General features: G+C 47.2%; 20 protein-coding genes and 1 riboswitch. Of the genes, 4 read left to right on the top strand and 16 right to left on the bottom strand.

The genetic code is table 11. The annotated features are described in order from the left end of the window. Positions 1-11 precede the first annotated feature (11 nt). The 7 genes from sdaAA to ACFSVM_RS14955 all read right to left on the bottom strand — a co-directional run bounded on the left by sdaAA (position 12) and on the right by ACFSVM_RS14955 (position 7344). Positions 12-923, bottom strand: coding sequence for an L-serine ammonia-lyase, iron-sulfur-dependent, subunit alpha (gene sdaAA, locus ACFSVM_RS14985; protein ID WP_379263119.1), 912 nt, complete (start codon positions 921-923; stop codon positions 12-14). Beyond that, positions 913-1608: an L-serine ammonia-lyase, iron-sulfur-dependent subunit beta gene (gene sdaAB / locus ACFSVM_RS14980; protein ID WP_256209805.1), complete on the bottom strand. Its 696-nt coding sequence runs from the start codon at positions 1606-1608 to the stop codon at positions 913-915. Before sdaAB ends, sdaAA begins: the two co-directional genes overlap by 11 nt. Before the next feature lie 198 nt (positions 1609-1806). Next, a riboswitch (glycine riboswitch) is annotated at positions 1807-1919 on the bottom strand. Between the two features lie 259 nt (positions 1920-2178). After that, positions 2179-3423, bottom strand: coding sequence for an MFS transporter (locus ACFSVM_RS14975; protein ID WP_047911395.1), 1245 nt, complete (start codon positions 3421-3423; stop codon positions 2179-2181). 190 nt (positions 3424-3613) lie between these two features. Continuing rightward, the gene (gene pstB / locus ACFSVM_RS14970) at positions 3614-4372 is read right to left on the bottom strand and encodes a phosphate ABC transporter ATP-binding protein PstB (protein ID WP_047911394.1); all 759 of its coding nucleotides are present in this window, start codon (positions 4370-4372) and stop codon (positions 3614-3616) included. Positions 4373-4411: 39 nt separating this feature from the next. Continuing rightward, on the bottom strand, positions 4412-5308 hold the full coding sequence (gene pstA, locus ACFSVM_RS14965; RefSeq protein WP_047911641.1) for a phosphate ABC transporter permease PstA: 897 nt from the start codon (positions 5306-5308) through the stop codon (positions 4412-4414). Further along, positions 5308-6240 carry a phosphate ABC transporter permease subunit PstC gene (pstC, locus tag ACFSVM_RS14960; protein WP_047911393.1) on the bottom strand — a complete coding sequence of 311 codons (933 nt, stop codon included), beginning with the start codon at positions 6238-6240 and terminating at the stop codon, positions 5308-5310. Before pstC ends, pstA begins: the two co-directional genes overlap by 1 nt. Positions 6241-6396: 156 nt before the next feature. Next, positions 6397-7344 carry a phosphate ABC transporter substrate-binding protein gene (locus ACFSVM_RS14955; RefSeq protein WP_090725793.1) on the bottom strand — a complete coding sequence of 316 codons (948 nt, stop codon included), beginning with the start codon at positions 7342-7344 and terminating at the stop codon, positions 6397-6399. A 321-nt stretch (positions 7345-7665) separates the two neighbouring features. On the opposite strand from ACFSVM_RS14955, the gene ACFSVM_RS14950 reads away from it, so the two are divergent. Continuing rightward, positions 7666-8562 (top strand): LysR family transcriptional regulator, encoded by an 897-nt coding sequence (locus ACFSVM_RS14950; RefSeq protein ID WP_177178770.1) that lies wholly within the window; start codon positions 7666-7668, stop codon positions 8560-8562. A 58-nt stretch (positions 8563-8620) separates the two neighbouring features. Further along, a complete protein-coding gene (locus tag ACFSVM_RS14945) occupies positions 8621-9262 on the top strand; it encodes a hypothetical protein (protein WP_143042130.1) in 642 nt (213 codons plus the stop codon). A 141-nt stretch (positions 9263-9403) separates the two neighbouring features. Here ACFSVM_RS14945 and ACFSVM_RS14940 read toward each other — a convergent pair whose 3' ends face one another. The 4 genes from ACFSVM_RS14940 to ACFSVM_RS14925 all read right to left on the bottom strand — a co-directional run bounded on the left by ACFSVM_RS14940 (position 9404) and on the right by ACFSVM_RS14925 (position 14750). Then, complete coding sequence (locus tag ACFSVM_RS14940) at positions 9404-11131, bottom strand: alpha-amylase family glycosyl hydrolase (protein WP_090725799.1); 1728 nt, start codon at positions 11129-11131, stop codon at positions 9404-9406. Between the two features lie 6 nt (positions 11132-11137). After that, positions 11138-11980, bottom strand: a complete 843-nt coding sequence (locus ACFSVM_RS14935) for a sugar ABC transporter permease (RefSeq protein ID WP_090725802.1) — start codon at positions 11978-11980, stop codon at positions 11138-11140. Continuing rightward, a complete protein-coding gene (locus ACFSVM_RS14930) occupies positions 11977-13317 on the bottom strand; it encodes a carbohydrate ABC transporter permease (RefSeq protein ID WP_047911639.1) in 1341 nt (446 codons plus the stop codon). Before ACFSVM_RS14930 ends, ACFSVM_RS14935 begins: the two co-directional genes overlap by 4 nt. 140 nt (positions 13318-13457) lie before the next feature. Further along, positions 13458-14750 carry a sugar ABC transporter substrate-binding protein gene (locus ACFSVM_RS14925; RefSeq protein ID WP_083656114.1) on the bottom strand — a complete coding sequence of 431 codons (1293 nt, stop codon included), beginning with the start codon at positions 14748-14750 and terminating at the stop codon, positions 13458-13460. A gap of 589 nt (positions 14751-15339) precedes the next feature. Between ACFSVM_RS14925 and ACFSVM_RS14920 the strand changes: the two genes are divergently transcribed. After that, entirely contained in the window at positions 15340-16377 is a 1038-nt protein-coding gene (locus tag ACFSVM_RS14920; protein WP_076314856.1) for a LacI family DNA-binding transcriptional regulator, read from the top strand. A gap of 235 nt (positions 16378-16612) precedes the next feature. Here the strand turns inward: ACFSVM_RS14920 and ACFSVM_RS14915 are convergent, their stop codons facing one another. Together ACFSVM_RS14915 and ACFSVM_RS14910 are read right to left on the bottom strand one after the other, a co-directional pair. Then, positions 16613-16876, bottom strand: a complete 264-nt coding sequence (locus tag ACFSVM_RS14915; RefSeq protein ID WP_076314857.1) for a hypothetical protein — start codon at positions 16874-16876, stop codon at positions 16613-16615. Then, the gene (locus ACFSVM_RS14910; protein WP_090725804.1) at positions 16828-17166 is read right to left on the bottom strand and encodes an RNA polymerase sigma factor; all 339 of its coding nucleotides are present in this window, start codon (positions 17164-17166) and stop codon (positions 16828-16830) included. The genes ACFSVM_RS14915 and ACFSVM_RS14910 overlap by 49 nt, the downstream gene beginning before the upstream one ends. 328 nt (positions 17167-17494) lie before the next feature. Between ACFSVM_RS14910 and ACFSVM_RS14905 the strand changes: the two genes are divergently transcribed. Further along, positions 17495-18580 (top strand): hypothetical protein, encoded by a 1086-nt coding sequence (locus ACFSVM_RS14905; RefSeq protein ID WP_379263112.1) that lies wholly within the window; start codon positions 17495-17497, stop codon positions 18578-18580. A 164-nt stretch (positions 18581-18744) separates the two neighbouring features. Here ACFSVM_RS14905 and ACFSVM_RS14900 read toward each other — a convergent pair whose 3' ends face one another. From ACFSVM_RS14900 to serS, 3 genes are all read right to left on the bottom strand, one after another. Continuing rightward, entirely contained in the window at positions 18745-20994 is a 2250-nt protein-coding gene (locus ACFSVM_RS14900) for a bifunctional 2',3'-cyclic-nucleotide 2'-phosphodiesterase/3'-nucleotidase (protein ID WP_379263110.1), read from the bottom strand. A gap of 389 nt (positions 20995-21383) precedes the next feature. After that, entirely contained in the window at positions 21384-21800 is a 417-nt protein-coding gene (locus ACFSVM_RS14895) for a pyridoxamine 5'-phosphate oxidase family protein (protein ID WP_076314860.1), read from the bottom strand. 88 nt (positions 21801-21888) lie between these two features. Then, positions 21889-23172 carry a serine--tRNA ligase gene (gene serS / locus ACFSVM_RS14890; protein WP_379263107.1) on the bottom strand — a complete coding sequence of 428 codons (1284 nt, stop codon included), beginning with the start codon at positions 23170-23172 and terminating at the stop codon, positions 21889-21891. Between the last annotated feature and the right edge of the window lie 74 nt (positions 23173-23246).

Raw genomic sequence — 23246 nt, 5'->3', positions numbered from 1 at the left:
CGCATTTGCGCTCAATCTGCCGCTTTCTTAGGCTTGGTTTTTTCCTTCTTCGTATCTGCCAGCTGTTTCGTCAGCTTCTTGCCCGTTGGCGTCTGAGCAAGTCCGCCCTGTGCGGTCTCCCGATGCCGACTCGGCATTGCGCTCCCCACCTCAAGCATGACGTCGATGACTTCGTCAGAAGGAATCGCGCTTCGCACCCCTGCGAGGGCCATATCTGCAGCTGCAAGCGCTGTAACTGCCCCCAATCCGTTTCGTACAATACACGGAATCTCAACCAGCCCTGCCACCGGATCGCAGATCAATCCAAGTGTATTTTTCAGAGCTAAGCCGACCGCGTGCACGACCTGCTCCGGTGTTCCGCCTCGCAGCTCAACCATTGCCCCTGCTGCCATCCCGATCGCTGATCCGACTTCTGCCTGACATCCTCCCTCGGCACCCGATATGAAGGAATTGTTGGCAATGACATAACCAATGGCCCCAGCAGAGAATAAGCCATTAACCATATGCTCATCTTCCCAGCCAAAACGCTCCTGTGCACTTACGAATACACCGGGAATGATGCCTGCCGAACCCGCCGTAGGCGTTGCCACAATTCTTCCCATGGAAGCATTCACTTCCGACACACCAAGCGCATAGGCCATAGCAAGTGTAGAGGCGTCACCCGAGCAGCTCTGATTGTTCTGCAAATAATGGCGGACCCGCTGGCCGTCTCCACCCGTCAGTCCACTGCGCGAGGTTGTATCCTCGTTCATCCCTTTATTCACAGCCTGCTTCATGACCTGATAGTAATCCGACATCTGCCTCACAACCTCAGCCTCTGGTGTTCCGGTCTCCTTCACCTGTTCTTCAATCATCAGCTCAGCTAGTGTCTTGCCTTCTGCCGTACAGATTGCATTCAGATCCTTTAAGTGCTTAAACCGCATCCGTATCGTCCCCCTTCTTCAAATCAATGACCTTGATATCATAAATATGAGGCAGAGACTTCAGCCTGATGAGCACGTCAGAGGCCGGTATCGTGTCTGTCTCCATCGCTGTCAGTGCTTCCCCATCCCGGCCCTTACGATCGACCTGCATGAAGCCAATGTTAACACCGGACTCACTTATCGCAGATGTTACCGAAGCGATGACTCCGGCTTTGTCCGAGTGTCTCAATACCACCGCAGGAAAATCACCTGTCAGCTGCACACGAAAATCATCCAATAAAGAGACGGTAACGTTTCCTCCACCAATAGAGGCTCCCACCATCGTACAAGCCCGTTCGCCTGCAGACAGCTCAAATTTGACGGTATTCGGATGTGCCGCCGGAAGACCACTCGTGACAAACTCATATTCCATTCCCAGCTTCTCAGCCCATTCCTCTGCATTCGGTATCCGCTCATCATCGGTAGCCATATTCATCAGTCCACTGATCAGCGCCAGATCTGTTCCATGTCCGGTATAAGTGTCGGCAAATGAGCCGTATAATATCATTTTTGCTTTTTCTGGTCTCGTTCCAAGCCACTGCCTGGCGATACGCCCAAGTCTAACAGCCCCTGCAGTATGGGAGCTGGACGGTCCCGTCATTGCCGGTCCGATAATTGAGAATACATCCTTGAACCTTGTCATCATAACTCCCCATTTCGTATTGTTCTATCTTATATTGTGCAGAAATATCCGTTCTTCCACGCAAAAAAGGACAGAGTAAGGGTGTAATCCCCTCTCTCTGTCCTGGTACCTGAAAGTTTCGTCAGAAGTGGCCGGCGCATCGAAATCCGCCCTCACTCTCACTTACCCCTTTGGCGGCGCATCGGCTCTCTCCAGAGTTGCGTCGAATCAAGGTTCTTCTACCTGAGAGATTCTGCTGTATAAGCCGGGTGCTTATCAGCTTGCTCCTTCGGTGTCCCGTGGTTTCCCCACGCGATCTCTCCCATTGATCTTCATCCGCTGTTCTATTCATTTTGAACTTATTTGAAATTATAAATTTACTATAAACAGATTAATCGATAAGCTGACCGCATGTCAACAAAAGTAACGAAGAGGCCTGGTATAGAAATGAGTTGCGTTATATTTCCTTACACAGCAGTATTGAATTCAGATAATATTCACTCTTGTTCTGATCATATATTATGCGCATTCTTTCTAATTCGCTTATACTTCTACCCCTGTTAATGCCATTGCATACGCTCATGTTAGTCTGTCCTACAATCTAATCTGTGACTTGTCTTCATCGAAATAGCCGCCTCTCGAACGCTGAAGACTAATTAACCAGAGCAACAACGATAGAAGGACAAGCACGATCGATACTGTAAAATAGACGTAACGCAGCGACACGAGCTCGGCAATAACACCAAACGTTATAATAGCAGCTATCTGAAGCAGACTAACCATCAGGCCGAATATGCTTGTTACCCTGCCCATCATGGCTGCAGGAACATTATTTTGATAAAAGGTCGCCAGACCCGTATTGGAGAAAGACGAGAAAAAGCCCAGTAGGATGAAACCAGCTGCAGCCCATACGAATGAATTCGAGATGGAGAAGATCAGATACCCTGCAGATACAAGCAGCATTCCCCCTCCCAGCATATGTTTGACTGGAATCCATTTTGCTAAGATTGAATTCAGAAATGCTCCGGCGACACTTCCTGCTCCTGTCAGACTGACAATCAATCCGTATTCCAGCTCAGACATCTTAAGGGTACTGCGAATAAACACAACCTCCTGTGAGTCCAGCGCCATACCTAGCAGTAAAATAAAATGAAACAGGCTGTAGACAAATATGACATATGCGTTAGATCTACTGAACTTCATTACACCGCTCCAATCAGCTGCTATCATGCGATATGTTATCCTCTGTCCTGCCGCTTCTCCCTCTTGCACCTCTATAGGTAGCTTGGGGAGCAGCGATAACAAGAAGGCTGATATCAAGAAGGATGCTGCGTTAATATAGATCGCAATATCAGGCTTCATATATATGAGCAGCACCCCGGCAATGGCCGGACCCACCAGAAAAGCCCCCGAGGTCGTTAAACCCTGAAAAGCATTAAACTGCTTGCGTTCTGCTGCTGGTACAAGTCTAACGATATAGGTCATCGAAGCCGGTTGAAAAATAGAAGAGGCCATACTGTTAATCATCAGGCAGGCATAAATCATCCACAGCTCGGGCAGCAGCGGGAGGGCAGCTACAAATACAGTCCGGATCAAATCAGTAATGATCATAATCTGCCGCTGATTGTATCGATCCACCAAGCTTCCAGCCCAGAATTTCGTCAGTAGTGAGGCTGCTGGTGCAATGATCCATAATCCTGCAACGGCTGCAGGAGAACCCGTCATATTCAGAATCAACACGTTAATCGCAATGAGATAGACAAAATCTCCAATCCTGGAGATCCCGATACTTCCAAGCAGCAAGCCTTTTCGACGCCAATTGGCGAATGATTGCTCCATAAATAGTCCCTTTCAGGTTAGCATTGGATTGAAGAAGCTTATTTATACTTTTTCTATATTTATCCATTCAAACCCTCTCTCTAATAACCTGACTCAACGGACTACTATGCAAAAAGAGCACAGCCTCGGCTCATGAAGCCGTAAATAAGCTGTGCTCTTCTGAATATTATGAATACTCGATGATTTTGGATCAGCCGAAACGTCCCATAATATATTCTTGAGTCGATTGGTTCTCCGGATTGGAGAAGATTTTCTCGGTTACATCACGTTCCATGAGATTGCCCAGGAAGAAGTACGCTGTAAAATCGGAAATTCGTGCTGCCTGCTGCATGTTATGAGTAACAATAACGATACGCAGATCTTTCTTGAGCTCTGTAATCAGCTCTTCAATCTTACCTGTAGATACCGGGTCTAGTGCCGAGGCCGGCTCATCCAGCAGCAATATTTGCGGCTCGACCGACAGTGCGCGAGCGATGCATAGACGCTGCTGTTGTCCACCCGACAGTGCCAGGGCAGAATCGTTCAGCCGATCTTTAACCTCGTCCCACAGAGCGGCACGACGCAGGCTTTTCTCCACAATTTCGTCCAGATCCTTCTTCTTCTTCATACCACGGTATTTCGGACCAAATGCAATATTGTTATAGATCGATTTATGGAACGGGTTTGGCTTCTGCCACACCATTCCGATGTTCTGCCGAAGCTTGATAACATCTGTGCCTGGCGCATTCAAGTCTTTGCCGTCCATCCAGATATGACCTGTAACGCGAGCCCCTGCGATCTCATCATTCATTCGGTTCAAAGATCTCAGGAATGTGGATTTACCGCATCCAGAAGGACCGATCAAGGCCGTTACGGTATTCTTCGGGAACTCCATGCTGATTCCCTTCACCGCTTCTTTCTCGCCGTAAAAAACACTCAGATCCTCTGTGCTAAAAGGTTGTTGTGGCATTATTCAAAGTACCTCCCTATATACAAAAAGCCGATTCTACTAGTTCATACGCTTAGCTGCTGTCATCTTGCGATATACAACGCGTCCAAGCCAGCGCGCAAGCAGGTTAAAGATGAGAACAAGGATAACGAGCACAGCTGAAGCTCCTGCCGCAATCTCAACCGCATCAGGCGCAAGCTGCTCACTATTTACTTTCCATATATGCACGGCAAGTGTTTCTGCCGGACGCATCGGATTCAGCGGTGATCTTTCGCTGAACGGGTTCCAGTCCGTAAAGTCAAGCGGCGGACTACTCATACCGGCTGTATACATCAGGGCTGCCGCTTCACCGAAGATCCGTCCGGCAGCAAGAATCGTACCGGTAATCATGCTGGGCAGAGCAACAGGAAGCAGAATGGAAGTAATGATCTTCCACTTGGACAAGCCGAGTGCAAGACCTGCCTCCTTCTGTGCCGTTGGAACAGAACGGAAGGCCTGCTCTGTTGTACGCACCATCAGCGGCAGATTAAATACCGCCAGCGCGAGTGCACCAGACAAGAGCGAGAAGCCAAATCCAAAGGTGTTAACAAGTAATAACAAACCGAACAAACCGATAACGATGGAAGGGAACGAAGACAGTACTTCAACAACCAATCGAATAAAGTTTGTAATTTTGCCTGGCTTCGCATATTCCGCCATATAAATACCGGCTCCCCAGCCGAGCGGAATGGTAATGATCAGGGTCAAGACAAGCAGGAACACGGAGTTAAAGAGCTGCGGCCCAATACCGCCTCCTCCGCGAAGATTTTGCGGCCGGCTGGTAAGGAAGTCCCAGCTGATATGACTGACGCCGCGGAATATAATATAACCGATCAATCCCACCAAGATCGCAATAATAAATACAGCGAAAGCGATGATGATGCCAGTAGCTAATTTGTCGGCTGTTTTTGGTTTCATCATACCCGGTTTCTCCTTTCAAGCAAACGCACCAGCAGGACGAACAAGAAGGTCATAATCAGCAGGACAAGTGCCATACTCCACAATGCATTGTTGTGTACTGAACCCATTGCCGTGTTACCCATGCTAAGCGTAATTACACTCGTTAGTGTTGATGCTGACTCCAGTAATGAGGTTGGAACAAATGGAGCGTTACCGATGACCATCTGTACTGCCAGCGCTTCACCAAACGCACGCGCCATACCGAGCACAACACCCGTCAGGAGCGCAGGAAGCATTGTCGGAATAACAACACGGGCAATGGTCTGCCAGCGAGTAGCTCCGAGCGCGTATGAGGATTCACGGAGTCCTCCAGGAAGAGACGTAATCGCATCTGCCATAATACTTGTAATGGTAGGAAGAATCATGACGGATAAGACTAGGCATCCTGCAAGAATACCAACCCCTGTACCTCCAAAGATTGAACGCAGTAACGGAACGATGACACTCAGACCAACAAAACCATAGACAACCGAAGGAATACCGGACAGGAGCTCAATGGCTGGCTGCAGTATTCGCTTGCCCTTGCCAGGTACAATCTCGGTCATAAATAGTGCCGCACAGAGCGCCAAGGGACTTGCAATCAGTGCTGCCAGAATTGTAACAGCGAAGGAGCCGACAATGAATGGCAGAGCCCCGTAAGAAGCCGGATCAGATGTTGGACTCCATGTTGCTGATGTAAAAAATTCTTTGACGCTTACGCCGTCAACAAAGAAGGTAGCAAGCCCTTTGGAGGCTACAAAATAAACAATTGATACAATGACGACGATAAGGAAAACTACACAGATGGAAGTATATATTTTACCGATCCAATCCTCGTAGAAATGCTTCTCCCGCTTGGGACGAGACTGTTCACCGGACTCAAGCGCCGGCTCCCTCTTCGTTAGGCTCATCTAAACCATCCTTTTGAATCATTTTAGTATAATTTGTATATCATCTCGTTAACCGAACGAAAGAGGTCGGGCAAATTTGCCCGCCTCTTCTCATTAGGTCATGTACGAAATCATGATAGAAATCACAATTTCATACCGCTTAATTCGTTTTCAGCATTATTTTTTAGTGATGTTACCTTCTACGTCACGCTCAACTTGCATACCGCTAACCGGGATGTAACCAAGCTCTACAACATAAGTGTTCTGAACTTCGTCAGAAACCATGTAGTCAAGGAATGCTTTTGTTACTTCATTCGGCTCGCCGTTTGTGTACATATGCTGGTAAGCCCACACTGGATATTCACCAGATTCAATGTTTTCAACTGTTGCTTCAATACCTTCATATTTAACTGCAGTCAGCGTGTCATCCAAGTAGGACAATGCAAGGTAGCCGATTGCACCAGGAGTTTCTGTTACGAGCTTCTTAACGTTACCTGAGGATTCTTCTTGGATGGATCCTTCAAGGTCAGGAGCAGCTCCGCCAAGTGCATATTTCTCAAAAGTAGCACGTGTACCAGAGCTTGCTGGGCGGTTGATGATGACGATATCTTGATCCGCTCCACCAACTTCACTCCAGTTCGTTACTTTACCGTTGAAGATATCGGACAGCTGTTGTTTAGTCAGATCTGTCACGCCTACTTCTTTGTTTACTACAGCTGCCATACCAACGACAGCTACTTGGTGATCAACAAGTTGCGATGCTTGATCAGCTTCTAGCTTCTCTTCAGCAAATACGTCGGAGTTACCGATGTCTGCTTGCTTATCAGCGACTTGTGTAAGACCCGTACCGCTACCGCCGCCTTGAACTTGAACCGTGATGTTCTCATTGCCTTCTACCATCATGAAGTCTTGTGCAGCTTGGTCAACAAGCGGCTGAAGCGCTGTAGATCCTACTGCAAGCACGGAACCGCTAAGCTGTGTTGCTTCTCCGCCTCCATTAGAACTTCCTGCTGGGTCTGTATCTCCAGATCCGCTCGTACTTGTACCTGATCCGCAGGCTGCGAGTACGACGGTCATCGCTAGTGTAGTCATCATTAAAGGTAATTTCTTAACTCTTTTGAACATGTTAGGTTGTCCTCCCCCAATTTGTGTGTGGTCTTATTTGTGTTCACCACTTACATTATTCATTCTAGTGGCGGTGCATCATCTTAAAATTTATCCTTTGTTAAATGTGTATTAAATATGTATACATGAAATCTATTAAAACATATAATAAATCTATAATAGATATAAAGAAGCACGCCTTTTTACCTGCAATCTCTCTTATAATGAACCTATTTATGAGCTTATATCCCAAATGTTGCGTCTATTTTAACAATATCACTATATGTTGATGTTAAAAGTTCGTTTACAAATGTCAAAGCTTCAACCAGGAGGAACATGGTAATGAATTTAATCAAATTTCAAATCCTTGTGTTAATAGATAAGTGGAACAAAGTTACGGATGTCGCCAAGGAGCTTGATATGAAGCAGCCCACGGTTTCTTTTCATATGAAGAGCCTTGAGAAGGATATGGGGACTGCTCTATTTATCTCAGCACGGGGAAGAATCATGCTTACCGAAGCGGGAAAAGCCATCCTGCCCTATGCTAAGCAAATGATCAATCTGGATCAGACGGCACGGCGGACCGCACAGCTGTTCACTGAGCTGAATCAAGGAAGTCTTCAGATCAAATCAGATCCCCTTGTCTCGAGCTATTATCTATCTAGTCTTATCGCAGAATTTGCAGATCAATATCCGGGCATCCGGATTTCAAACCGCTTGTTTGATGAGGTATCAGATCCAGGCAGTGAGGAGAACTTTATTGCGGCCAGGCTGGACAAGCTGGGCAGCCCATTAGAGGAGTCTTCTGATAAGGTTTTGATTCAAACAGATGAACTGATTCTTCTCGTCCCGGAGAACCACCCCTTTACGCAAGAGCCAGATTTACATCCTGGAGAACTCAGTAAGTATATGTTTGTGAATTATGAGAGCTGCGGATGGATATCCGAGCGAATGGAGCGTTTTACACAGATCACGGGAGCTCATTTGTGGGAGAGAGTGTATGCAGCGACACCCGAAGCAGCTGTAAATATGGTTGCTGCAGGCAAAGCGATTACTTTTTTTCCGGCAAGTGCTGTACGATCTGCAGATAGTCGAGTCGCAAAGCTCCCGATCCCCGGTCTATCGAAGGAGGATGTCATGATGTGCGTGACATTATCTAAAATGAACGAGCTAACACCAGCAGGTCAACAATTTTGGTCCTTTCTCAGCCACGATCATAGGAACCCAGAAGCTCCCTAATCCATATATATAAGAACATGGGCGTATGCACCAAGTTACAGGATGGGAGCTGATTCAATTGTCATTCATACCGATATTTCCCCCTTCAGTGGCAGGAGGCGGAACTAGTTCACTTCAAAGTTTGCTAGGGTCTATTAATGTTGCAAGCTTAGCTGCCACACCGAATGCTACTCAAGCCGTTCCTTCTAATATACTTACCTCATTGCCGAGTCCTCCATTTCAAGCCATTCAACAGTATCAGCAGTTAACTTCAAATCCGGCACAGGCGCAAAGCTTAGTTGCTCAGTCCAGTCAACAGACAGGACCTGGGGGCTCCGCCTGGCAGATCCTTTCAGGTGGAATAGGCTCTTCTTCCATTGGAGGAATTGGCGGACCAAGCGGGATCGGTTCTCCTGGAGGAATTCTAGGCAATCTTCTCCCTGGCTTAGGCGGGCCAAGACCAGAAGAGGCACCTGCTTACTCAGAGGATACGGAAGCAGAGCAGACCGAATATCGCAGCGCCCGCTTCCCTTGGTTGCTGCCTTATTGTACGTACCGCTGGGCCGTCTTGATCACCGGACCGAATCCTTTTAACTTAACTGTTCGTCTTGGTATTGTTCTCTTCACCAATCCAGGGGTAACCGTACTGCTTCAGACGCAGCCCTTCCCGATTATTCAGGCATTTCCAACTTGGCAAATTCTATATGTGCAGTGCTATTGATCAGATAGCTGCCCGTTTCTCTGCTTCTGCCTGTCCTTTGTCTCAATAACGAGAAAGAAAGACCCTCTCCTGCATGGCCCTGGTCAAGGAAATGGACTCGGCGCTACAGAGAGGGTCTTTCTTCATTATAAGATAGCTGAATTATTGTAAAATCACTGAAGTATAGGGTGGCAGCGTCAATGTCTGATCTGTCCATTGCACTTCAGCATTCGTGGCATGTATAAGCTCGGTATACTTCACTTCTGAATCGTCCAGAACAACTTCCTTCTCCTCATTAGAGAGGTTATGAAGGACAAGCACCCGCTCACCCTCTGCTGCCCTGACATACCCTAGCAATTGATCGTCATCCAGATCATAATCGGCAATAGTCCCATCTGTAAGGGCTCTGCTTCCATTTCTCCAATCGATCAGTTCACGATAGTGAGACAGAAGGGATGAGCTGTCCTGCAGCTGACTCTCGACACTAACAGCAGCCTCGCCCAGATTATGCTTCGGTGTCTGCCAGGTCGTCTGTCCCTCACCGGCCTCTGCCTGATACCATAGCATCGGCTCGCGAATCTGCTCATCCGGCTTGGCACCTTCCATCCCAATCTCCTCACCATAATAGATGAAGGGATTACCGGAAAGAGTCAATAGAATGGATGCCGCCATTTGTGCATGATCTGCCGATCCGCCCAGCTGACTCATGACGCGATTCTGATCGTGATTGGCCAGAAAGACGGCATCAACAAATGCTCCGCCAGACTTCTCATTAAACAGCTCGTAATTACGGGTCAGCTGAGTTACAAATCCGCCGTTCGTTTCGCTCGACACCGTACGAATGATTTGATCTGCCAGACCGAAGTTGAATCCCGAATCAAACGCATTGTCCAAGTAAGGTGCTACAGAGACCGGGGAGTTCTCCCACACCTCTCCAACAATATAGGCATCTTCCTTGACCTCATTCATCGCCGTTCTAAACTCCTGCCACCAAGAGACATTCTTCGCCGTTGTCTCAGCACTTCGATCGCTCTGCACATCTTCGTAGATATGCTTTGCTGCATCGAGCCGGAAGCCGTCAAAACCGAATTCCAGCCAGTACTGACCGATCCTCAGCATCTCAGTTCGAACTTCTTCATTATCGAAGTTGAGATCAGGCATTCCACTCCAGAAGGTACCCAAATAATGATTGCCGCCAAGTTCGTGCCAAGCCGGTCCACTGCCTGCGGCACTCATGCCTGTTGTATTCTCGCCAGTGTCCTCCGCCCAGCTGTACCAGTCACGGTATGCACTATCCGAGGAAGTACTCGATTCCTTAAACCACGGGTGCTCTGTGCTCGTATGATTGACGACCAGATCCATAATGACCTTGATGCCCCGCTCATGCGCTTCATCCAGCAGGCGCTTCAAGTCATCCTTCGTTCCATAATCAGGATGGACATCATAATAATCCGTTACATCATATCCATGATAGCTTGGAGAGGGATTGATTGGCATCAGCCAGATGCCTCCCACACCAAGATCATCTCCGCCGGGCTGGCCATCATTTAAGTAGTCCAGCTTCTCCGTAATTCCGTTCAAATCCCCGATCCCATCCCCATCCGAATCATAGAAGGAACGAACAAAGATTTCATAATAAACGGTTGACGGCTGTTCAAGGGCAGCAAGCTCAGCTTTACCTTGTCCCCCTGCTTCAGATTCCTCGGCTAGATCATTCTCATCCGCGCTCTTCTGCCCAGCTTCGGTACCTGCCGCAGCAGGGTCTTCTCCTTGCTGCGGCGTCTGTTCTACTCCTTTACTGCTGCACGCAGCCAGCATGCAAGCCATTAAGAGAACAATGGCGGGATAAGCAAATCGTTTGTTTAACCCAAGCAGATGGCGCGGCGCCATAGAGCCTCATCCTTTCGTTGCTCCCGCAGTCAAGCCATCCACCAAGAAGCGCTGCAGGAACATGTATAGGAGTGTAATCGGCAGGGCTACGAGAACAGATCCCGCCGCAAACAGCGTAAATTCGGTACTTGTGTAGCTGTTCACCAGCTCATACAAGCCGACGGCCAATGTCCAATTTTCACGTGAGCGCAGGATCAGTCTGGCAAATATAAAGTCCACCCATGCTCCGCTGAATGTCATCAAAGAAATGTACGTAATAATTGGTTTCGATAACGGCAGTATAATAGAAACAAAAATTCTCATATGACTTGCCCCATCGAGCAATGCCGATTCTTCAAGTGCACGCGGAATGGTATCGAAGAAGCCCTTCGCTACAAACATACCGAGTGCTGCACCCGATGTATACACCAGAATAAGAGCCCACGCTGAATCAAGCAAATTCATTTGCAGGAGCATTACGTATACCGCAATCATACTCATGAAACCTGGGAACATCCCAAGAATCAGGATAACTGACATGGCCGTCTTACGTCCCTTGAACCGGAACCGAGACATCGCATAGGCAGTAAGCACTTGGATAATCGTACCGAGCACCATGCTGGTGACCGCAATCTTCAACGTGTTCCAATACCACTGGAGAAAAGGAATGTCCTTGTCTGCCTGCGGCAAAAACAGATCTTTATAGTGCTGAAGTGTAAACTGTTCAGGTATGATCGTCTCACTGTATAAGGAATCCCCGACTTTAAAGGAGGACATAATAATCCATAGAGCAGGATATATACATACGATGGCGATCAGAATCAGCAAAATATAACTGAAGGTGAGCTTAATCCGTTTTTTTCTCTTCATTGAATCATATCCTCCTCTTTAAACGAACGACTTCTGCGATAGTTATAGATCGAGAACGAGGCGATGATTAAGAATATGAGAATGCCGATCGCAGATGCAAAGTTGTACCTTTGATTATCCAGCGTCAGCTTGTAAAGCCACGTTACGAGAAGGTCTGTACTACCCGCAAATGCGTAGTCACCGTTCGCCGGAGCACCTCCGGTCAACAGGAAGATGACGTTAAAGTTATTGATGTTACCCGCAAACTGCATGATCAGAATCGGTGCAGTCTGGAATAATACAAAGGGCATTGTAATGTTACGGAATTTCTGGAATGCAGAAGCACCGTCTACTTCGGCCGCTTCATACAAATCCTTCGGAATCGCTGTAAGCACACCAAGCACAAGAATCATGGATACCGGAATACCAATCCACATATTGACGAGGATAACGGTGACTTTGGCCATGAATGGATCATTCAGCCACGGCAGCCCGCCAAGTCCCAGCATGCCTAAATACTGATTGATTGGTCCAAATTGCGAATTGAACAGGTTCTTCATAATCAGCAGCGAGATGAACTGTGGTATCGCATACGGGATAATGAAAATCGTCCGCCACATCGTCTTGAAGCGAATACCGTGCTGCTGAATGAGCAATGCGACCAGGATACCTCCAAAATACGTCGTTACCGTAGCCACAATCGCCCAGATAATAGTCCAGATCAATACGCCAAAGAAGGTATTGCTCCAAGCCGTCAGCGTAAAGAGATTCTTAAAGGTATCGAAGCCGACCCAATCCACAAGATTCTTCGGCGGGATATGGTCAGGAGCGGAATAATTCGTGAAGGCCATCAGGACCATGAACAAAATCGGTAATATAGTAAAAAAGAGCACACCGATGGTCGGAAGTGACAGCAGCAGATACGGGAAGCCTTTGTCCAGCAGCTGCTTTACCGTTTCGCGGAAGGATGGTGCCTGCTTCCCTTGATCACGGAGCTGTCCGATACGATGAGCATCCTTAATATTTCCAATGTAAAAAGCAATAAGAAGCACGAAGTATATCAATGCCACAAGCCCATATATCATCATGAATATGGAATGATCGCCCGGCACATTTTGATATAGTCGTCCTACCTTCTCCATTCTGGCAGGTGAATCTCCAAGTGTTACGAGCCCCCATAAATTGGCCCCCAGCTGTGTAATGATCAAATATAAACTAATGACTTCGACTAGAAAAAAGATTGCGCCTTTTACCCATTGTCTGTGATACCATTGCCCAAGCCCCATGAATACTGCTGATAAAATAGCGCCTGTGCGGGCATGGCTCCCCGAAGCCGACTGCGGCTTCCCGGTTGACATCATTGCCGGTGATTGTCCTCTACTCATGTATGGTCCCAGCCCTTCCTTCCGATAGATGGTATGGAGCCACCGCGAGAAACTCATGTTACTGAAGTCTCACGCGATGGCCTCTTTTCTTTTTCTACATATTAATCTACGTATTAAGAACCTGTTTGAATGTTGCTCTTCATTTGTTCTACCATGCTGTCCATCGCTGCTTTAGGATCTTTGTTGTTATTCCACAGCTCGGACAGAGCTGCTTCCATTGGGGACCAGAATTGTGCCATAGCCGGAATGGAAGGCATAGGAATGGAATTCTCGAATTGTGTAAGGAAGGCAGACGCAATCTCATCGCTCTTCACCGCTTCACTTGCTGCAGCTTCAGTATTTGCAGGAAGCGCACCTGTCATTTCAAAGTTCTTCGTTTGGTTCTCAGCATTTGTAATATAGTCAGCGAACAGTTTAGCCGCATTCGGGTACTTCGTATTTGCATTTACAAAATAGCTCTTCACGCCAGAGAACGGCTTCATCGGCTCACCATTAGGCAGGTTAGGATATACGCCAACTCCGAGATTAGCTACACCTTCCTTCAGAGAACCCACATCCCAAGGACCTGATACGTTCATCGCCAGCTTGCCTTCCGTGAACAAGGATTTACGGATGTCACCATTAATGTTGGAGGAATTAAGCGGCAGGATTTCTTTCAGACTTTGCAGGAAAGTCGCTGCTTCAATTCCTTGCTCATTGTTCAAGCCGATATCTGTAGGATCTGTACCATCACTTCCAAATACATAAGAACCATATCCGCCAAAGAACGGGAACGCGTTATAACCATTACCTACATCCCACATAATTGCGAATTTATTGCTCTTCGTATCATTAAAAGTGCTTGCAAACTCCTTCACACCATCCCAGTCAGCAGGAACAGCATCAATCAGATCTTTGTTGTAGAATACAGCCGTTGTTTCAACCGATTTTGGATAACCATATAAAATTCCGTCATATGTCAGAGCATTAACAGCCACTTCGCTGTTTCTCGCTTTGGTCTCTTCTTCAAACCAGTCATTTGGCATAATAACCCCTGCAGTAACCCCTTGACCAATCTGATCATGTACGCCTGCGAATACGTCAGCGCCTACACCAGCAGGTCCGTCCGTTACCATCTGGCTCATTGCCTTGTCAGCTCCAAGCTCAGTGAAGGTGACTTTGACTCCATGCTTCTCTTCAAATGCTTTCGCCACTTCTTCAATAAATGCTTTTTGATCGCCGCCATCCCATACGGTAAGCTCAGCGCCTTCTTCAGGAAGCAGCTCCTCTACTTCAGCAGGTGGTGTCTCTGCCCCAGGTGCTGGTTCAGTTTCGGCCGGTGCATTGTTACCGGTGCCGCATGCAGCCAAAAAGACCGTCATGGCAAGCGAGAGTGTCATAAAGCTAAATTTTTTACCTTTTTTCATGTGTAAATCATCCCTTCCCCTTTTTGTTCTGCATGCGCTTAACCCGATCAAGCCCCTGTTCAGAATTTTGGATTTCATACAAATGTTTGCGTTTTTGTTAATCTAGAAATTGTGCAAACGTTTGTCCCAATCGTAAGCATTTTCCTCTTTCAATAGGCACTTGACTCAAATTTCAGAGGTTATTGATAAGTTTCAGGTTAAGTAAGCGCTTTATCAGCAAGCTAATCATAACCGAGAATTCAAATTTGTTAAAACGTTTGCACATGTCGTTTTCAGCCAAATTTACTCATTTTATTCATACTTTCACCTTGTTATCTTCATTATCCGTTTCTATACTTCTATTTACTTGATTTATTACTATTTATACTTGTAAAACCTAGGTATTTTATACCAAAAATTTTTATTATGCCTTGATCAGGGGTAAATATATGGTGTGAGTTTCTAGGATTTATTACGGGGTATGTATTAAATCGACTTAATTTTGATGATGATCTCCACAGCGGGCAAAAAAATCTCATTTACAAACATGCAATTCATGGATTAACATAATCGGTAAAACGCAAACGGTTCCATGGAGGAGGTGAAATAAATGGCGGTAACGATCAAAGACGTGGCAAAGATGGCAGGGGTATCACCATCCACGGTATCACGTGTCCTGTCTGGGCACCCGAGAATCAGCCAGAAGACAGCCAGTAAGGTTCGTACGATCATGACGGAGCTGGGTTATCATCCGAACATGATGGCAAAAAGCCTCGTATCCAAAACAACCAAAAGTATTGGTGTCATATTACCCAAACCGGCAGAAGAGCTGTTCCTTAACACCTTCTTTATGGAGCTTATTCGTGGAATTGTATCCCAGGCCAACAAGTCAGGCTACGATATTGTGATCAGCTCGGGAGCCAATGAGCAGGAGGAAGTCGAAGCTGTTGGAAGACTGGTCCATGGCGGACGAATTGACGGTGCGGTACTACTTCACTCCAGGCAAAATGATCCCGTTGTAGAATATTTGCATAATCTGGACTTTCCATTTGTACTTGTGGGACGTAATGAACAGTATCAGGATGTATTATCAGTCGATACGGACAATGTACAGGCCGCCTATGATGCAACCCGTCATCTCATATCCTTCGGCCATGAACGAATAGGCTTTGTCAGCGGTCCAAAGAACCTCATTGTATCCAAAGACCGGATGAAGGGCTATAAGAAAGCCATGCATGAAGCGGGACTCTCTACCAAATCAGAATGGATTGTCGAAGATGATTTCCTGCAGGAGAGCGGGTATCGAGCAATGTCATTTTTCATGACGCTTCCCGAACGCCCAACCGCCCTTGTCGTCATTGATGATGTGGTGAGCTTCGGTGTTCTTCGCGGGTTAAATGAATTAGGCTATAAGGTCCCTGAGGACTTATGTATTGTCAGCTTTAACAATAATGCAGTCTCCGAGCTGTACAGCCCTCCACTGAGCAGTGTAGACATCGGGATATACCATCTTGGATATGTGGCATCACAGGCACTCATCCAGGCGATTCAAGGAGATGACAAGTCGCTGTTCTGCAAGCGCCACATCATTCCACACCGATTAATGGTTAGACAATCCTCCATGCACAATGTGATGAGAACCACATAATGATGTGTTGAAATTTGCGAAACAAATGAAGCCCTACCCAAAGAATCGGCTTCGGTTCAAACGTTTGCATAACGTTAACAACTTATTATTAATATTGAAATAGCGACATATGAGCAAACAACTTTATTTGCACTATTTTACTAATAGTAGCACAAAAAATAGTGTACCCGCAGTCCTCCCGGGCAGCGGGTAATTCGTGCAACAAATAACTACCATAATGACTAAACTTCCTCCTCTACTCCTTCTCTTCCGAGCCTTTCTTCTCGTTACGCTCCTCTTCATACTGGGTGCTGTTTCTGATCAGCTCAATTAATTCGAGCTTCATACTTTGCAGCGCATCCTCCTTGGGCATCGGAATATACCGGCTTAAGAGCCGCATATCTTCTTCGAACATCTCGATAATGCGGGCCATACTCTCTTCATCTCCTTGCTTAACTCCTGCCACGAGCCTTAGGAACTCATTCTCTGGGATATGCTCTGGATCGATTTTCTTTTCCATTTGTTCACCGCCTGCTGGCTTATATTCATTCGTTTGGATATTTCTGCTTCACTGTGACCTTCTATATAGAACAACCGGACCACTCGCTTGCCTGTCTCGGAGGGAATCAGCCCCAGCAGATATTCAACGTACAGCTTCGAGTCGACTTCCTGCTCAGGAGAGCTTGCAGACAAATGCACATGCTCCAGCATGATAGGTATCTCCCTGCGGCGCTCCGAGCGGGCCCGATAACCAAGACGCCAAGCGATACGTTTAAGCTCCTGTTGATAATACTGAACGGTCTGAACCATATTCATACCACCTTTCGATTTAGAAAAACAAGAACATGTGTTCTTATTTTTATGCACATTATAATCGATCCCCCTCTTTCTTCCAAGTCCCAAAAATAGAGTTCTAATCTCCTACCGCTTGAGTGTACAGCTGCTTGGCTGTTCTTTCTTGAATTTTCGCCATATCCTCGATGTAGAAAAATGTTTTAAAACTTTTTTTGTGTAATAGGTTGTAAAAAGAACGGTTAAAACTCCTTTATAAGTGAAAACAAATTCATAGCTCATTGCAAAAGGTACTATGAAATTGTTTCAAGGAACAACAAAAAAACATTGTAGGAGGATGAACATAATGAGCTGCAAACAAACCAATCTGCCTGTAGAAACTTTAACTGTACCGGGGAACATCAACATCGATATCGCTTCGGCTTCAAGAGGAGACGAACGACGTTTAATGGTGAGCGATAACCCCGAAACTCTGACTGCCGAGAGCTTCCCGGTTGAGTACGGAACACTGTGGCATGATGTTGTCCAAACATCAAAACGTTCCATGAAGCATCGTATATTTGGATGGCACTACAATCGCACGGGTGCTCCCGTTAAGCTGGGTGTTACGATTGAGAATAAAGACAAGGAACGGATTGAAGTACGTCATATTGAGAGAGATCTAGTCCTCGGACCGTCTACGGTCAGCTGGATTATAGATGTTGGGCAATGCATTGCTAAATCCTGCCTTGGCGGAACACTTGACCGGATCAAGCCCGTTGATCATAACAAATTTGGGACTGGGGTTGCACTTATCGAGGAATTTATTGTAGAGGAGGATGTACTCGCGGGATTTATCTATGAGTTCACAGTGGAGCATGCGGATGGAAAGGGAAGTCAGGATTATGAGATTCGTACCGTCGCATCCAAACTGCTGGACAAGGATCTGCGTGAAATTACGACAGAGCCTGTACCTCCCCGCCCAGCGCCTCAAGCACATCCTCGCGGCAGCTGGACATTCTCTGAAACAGATGCCGTTACCCCTGTATACCGGATAGGACAAAGTGCGAACTACCGCACATGTGCAGGAACCAAGCTCACGGGAGAAGCGCCCGCTGACCTGCTGTTTACCGCCGAGAACAGTACATTGCCGAACTCACTGACGAATCGCGGACAATTTGGTGCTGTCTATCAGGTGACCATTCCCATTCTGAATGAGACGGACAGTGAAGCGTCCGTACGTATACGTGTCAATCCTCGAGGCGGGGCCTTTGCTGGAGCTGCCCTGATTGATGGCAAGACCTATGGAATTCCGCTGCTGCGTAACAACACCCAGCTCAGCCCGATCGCGGATATTACGGTTCCGCCGGGTGAGAGCTCCTACAGCTTCAAATACATGACGGCAGGCAGTGCAAGCACGCCGCTTGGCATCTACGTAACCACCATTGTCTAGTTCAATGTCTAAGTGTGCCGATCGACGCATCTGAACAGAGATCAACACATCTACGTTCAAGTACTGCTCTTCCTCAATAGAAATCCTCCCACACACAAGAAAACGTACCCGCTGGCCAGCTCCTGGCTCCTGCGGGTACGTTTCCTTAGTTTCATTTCTGCATCTTACGATGCAGGGATAATAATTTTTTGTCCTATTTGCAGCTTATGCACATTGCTTATTTTATTTGCCTTGGCGATTGCATTCCAATCAACGCCATATTTCAGACCAATTCGGTACAGGTTGTCCCCTTTCTTGATGACATACACCCGTTCCTTGCCCGCTTCCGGTTTCACAGGCTTAGGCTCCGGCTTCGGTGCTGGAGTTGTCGGTTTTGGTTCCGCCGGCGTCTCTTCCGCTTCCGGCTCTTGAGCTTCTGGTGCAGCCGTGTCTGTACCGCCGGATAAATCTAGGGAATACTTGCCGAAGCCATCCTTATTGTCACCAAGATAAGTCATTGCGCCGCTTAGCTCCGCATCGGCAGTAACTATGCTGCTGGCTGCAGGAGAGGTATTGAAGATAATTTCCGGCGTACCGGATACCTTGGCGAATGACCAGTTTCCATCAGCAGACGGGTTAATCGTCTTGTTCTGTGCAATATAGTCAATAATGACTTGACGGCTCTCATCTGGAGCAGCCATAATAATACGCTTACCGTCCGGATTTGCCAACTTGCTGGAGCCTGCACGATAGTTATTTGTCGCTACAATAAATTTTTGCTCAGGATCGATCGCTTTGCCTTCGTATTTCAGGTTCTTGATCCGGTTTGAAGAGGCACTCACGACGTTGCCTTTGCTGTCATATTTCGCTGGCTCGGTCACATCAATCTCGTAGGTTACACCATCAATGACATCATAATTGTATGTCGGGAAGTCAACATTCACGAGTTCCTGCTCACCACTCTTAGATGGATCAATGGTATTGAACTGTCCTGCGGACCATTCCAGCCATTCCTTCACTTCTGCTCCAGTCAGCTCAACTGCATGAACGGTATTAGGGTATACATATAGGTCAGCGACATTCTTAATTGCGATTGTACCTGCCGGAATATCTGTGTAATAGTCCGGGCCCATGCGTCCGCCTGCCTTAAATGGAGCTCCTGCGGACAGAACTGGAATTCCCTCATACTCTGTGCCTTTTAGCTTGTTCTCAACATACCATTTCTGTGCATTGGTTACGATTTGAATGGATGGATCATCCTGTACCAGCGCAAAATAACTCGTGATCGGCGCGGTCGTTTCCCCTACCGGACCTCGCACGTATTCCACAGTTGCTTCGTGTTCCGCTTGTACCGCGGCCGCTATTTCTTTTTCTAATGCTGCAAGCGATTTAGCATTGGCTGAATCGTAGATTGGACGGGATACAGCTGCCGAATTGACTACCTCCCATTCTCCATTCACCTGCGTAAGCTCCAGATCAATGACTCCAAGATTATCTCCCCAAGCTCCCGGCTCAACGGCTGCAACACCATTAATCGTGCCTTTCTCCAGATCAACGCCCTTCATTCCTTCAAAAGCAGCACTAGGGAATATCTTATGGGCATGTCCGAACAGAATCGCGTCGATGCCTTCGACCTCACTTAGCGGAAGCACAGCGTTCTCCGCCATATCTGCTGGTGGATTCTCATCATAGCCCGTATGTGCCAAAGCTACGATCAGATCAGCCCCTGCCTCCTCAATCTCGGGGATGAACTTCTCAGCTGTTTTGACAATGTCCTTGGTGATGACTTTGCCTGTTAGGTATGCGCTGTCCCATTGCATAATTTGAGGAGTAACAAGACCGATGACCCCGACCTTAAGCGTGTGCTCCTTACCTGACTCATCCGTTACTTTCTTCTCAATAATCTCATACGGTTTATAATAATTCACATCATTGCTCTCATCCTTATCGCCGTCATCCTTGTAGATGTTAGCATTCACATAAGGGAAGTCTGCCCCTTTTAGCACCTGATCAAAAAACTCCAGTCCATAGTTGAACTCATGATTTCCAGGAGTTGCCGCATCATAATCAAGCAGATTCATTGCTTTATAGACCGGATGGACCTCTTCCCCCTTCAGCGGCTTAACCTTGGCTACATAATCACCCAGCGGCGTGCCTTGAATGAGATCCCCATTATCAAACAGCATGCTGTTCTTCGCTTCACTGCGTGCTTGCTTGATCAGCGTTGCCGTTCTTGCCAGACCATAGGTCTCAATGGCTTTATCCGTATAGTAATCATAGTCTATCAAGTTGGCATGAATATCTGTCGTTTCGAGAATACGAAGCTTAACCTTCGCGGCTTCCTCTGCGGAGACCGGTTGTCCTGGAATGGCAAAGAGCTGAAACAACAGGGCTGCCGTTGTCATCCCTGCCAATAATGTATTTCTCTTCTTCAAATGTACCCCTCCTGTATTAGGTCCTTCTTTAACCTTGCCACAGTTGCTGTCATCAAGCCTGACGACTGGAAGAAATAAACTGCTAAATGATATTTTATACCAATAATTAGATGTGTTAAAGAGAGAAGTTTTTGATCAGTGCACAATATTTATACTTATTTTTATTAAATACACACAAAAATGACTTTATCCTACAATGAGTAAGTAATGTAATTTGACATTACGATGTCGGTTATTTATGTATTTTGTCCCTGTACCCCTATCCATCCTGAGTCATCATCAAACAAAAAGAAAAGCAAGAGAAGCTCCATACCGCCTCCCTTGCTCTTCCATCAATACTCATATGGTCCTCTGCTGCTTAATGATCGCTGATCATACGACCCACCAGATTACGCTTCCCATACCTGCAATTCCTGACCCTTGCCCGTATACTCAATCCGTTTAGGCGTGATATCCAGGATGACGTAATTGGGATCATCAGGTCCTGTGAACCATTTTTCCATATTGTTATTCCACAGCTGCTTACGGAGTTCACCATTACGGCTCACTTCTGCTGTACCTTCGATCTCGAGCAGGTCCTTCGTTCCGCCTGATTCGTAGCCGAGCAGCAGGCTGACATTCGGATTATCCTCCAGCTCCTCTACTTTGTGGGTACAACGGTTGGTCGCCATATAAATGCTCAGACCGTCATTATAGACAGCCATATATCTCGCTTTCGGCTTACCGCCCTCCACCGTTGCAAGCGAGCAATACGGATTGTCCTCAATAGCTTGTATAATATGTTGTTCCAGATCTGTTTTATTCATCGCACTTCAGGTCTCCTTTCAAAAATACACTCTATTATTAGTGTACCCTGCTCCTGAAAGTTGAACCCATGGATTATATAAGTAAAATCTACTGAACAGGAAGGAGTCTCTCTCGATTTCCCATGTAAGGACGGAGCGCCTTCGGTATATAAATGCTGCCATCCTCCTGCTGGTGATTCTCGAGAAGTGGAATCAGGATTCTTGGCGAGGCCACGGCCGTGTTGTTCAATGTATGGCAATACCTCAGATGACCTTCGTTATCCCGATAGCGGATATTAGAGCGGCGTGCCTGAAAATCATGCAGGTTCGACGAGGAATGCGTCTCCCCATAGCTGCCCCGGCTAGGCATCCAGGTTTCAATATCGTACTGTTTATATGTCTTTTGCGACATATCGCCTGTGCACACTGCCACGACCTGGTATGGAAGCTCCAGCGCCTGAAGCAGCTCTTCTGCGTAGCCCGTTATTTCCTGGAGCACCTGCTCCGACACCTCCGGATCAGCCTCTGTTAGTACGACCATCTCTACTTTGGCAAACTGGTGCACCCGATAGAGCCCGCGCACATCACGTCCTGCAGAGCCTACTTCGCTCCGGAAGCTTGTCGATACGGCCGCTAGCCGAACGGGTGCTGCCACATCAATGACTTCCCCTGCATAATACGAGATGAGCGGAACCTCTGAAGTACCGATCAGGAATTTGTCCTCTCCTGCAAGCTCATAAGTCTGGTCTCGACCAGTTGGAAAAAATCCTGTGTTCTCCAGCGCCTCTTCCCGGACCATGATCGGCACCTCCATCGGCACGAAGCCGTGCTTCATCACGATATCCAGCGCAAGCTGCTGAACGGCACGATGCAGCAGGACTCCGTCTCCCTTTAAATAGTAGCTGCGCGAGCCGCCAACCTTGACGCCACGTGGAGCATCAATGAGCTCATGGAGCTCTCCAAGTTCCATATGGTCCTTGATCGGGAACAGAGGATCACTGACCTCTCCGACCTGTCTTACAATGACATTATCCTTATCGCTCTGTCCTCTAGGCGTGTCAGGAGATACCATATTCGGGACGAGCAGCCGCAGCGCATTATAACGTTCCGTCACTTCGGCTAGCCTTGCTTCTGCTTTTTCAATCTGCCCATTCAACTGCCGCACTTCTTCACGGGCCGCTGCTGCCTCCTCCCGATTCCCCTCTCTCATCAGCTGTCCTATTCTCTCCGAATCCATATTTCGCTGTTGCCGGAGCTTCTCCACTTCCGTAATCAGCTCTCGACGTACATCATCACATGTCAGCAGCTCGTCTATAGATACGTCTATCTTCTTCCAATCCGCTGCTTCCTGAACCTGTACAGCATGGTCCCTTATCCATTTCATATCCAGCATTGTCGTCACCCCTAAGTTAATTTGGTCAAGCTAAAAAAACATAGAGCGCCCTCATCCGTTGGGACGAGGAGCGC

Origin of the sequence: Paenibacillus shunpengii (assembly GCF_042684905.1) — a bacterium.
GTDB lineage: Bacteria > Bacillota > Bacilli > Paenibacillales > Paenibacillaceae > Paenibacillus > Paenibacillus shunpengii.
This window is presented reverse-complemented; position numbering and strand designations above follow the sequence as displayed.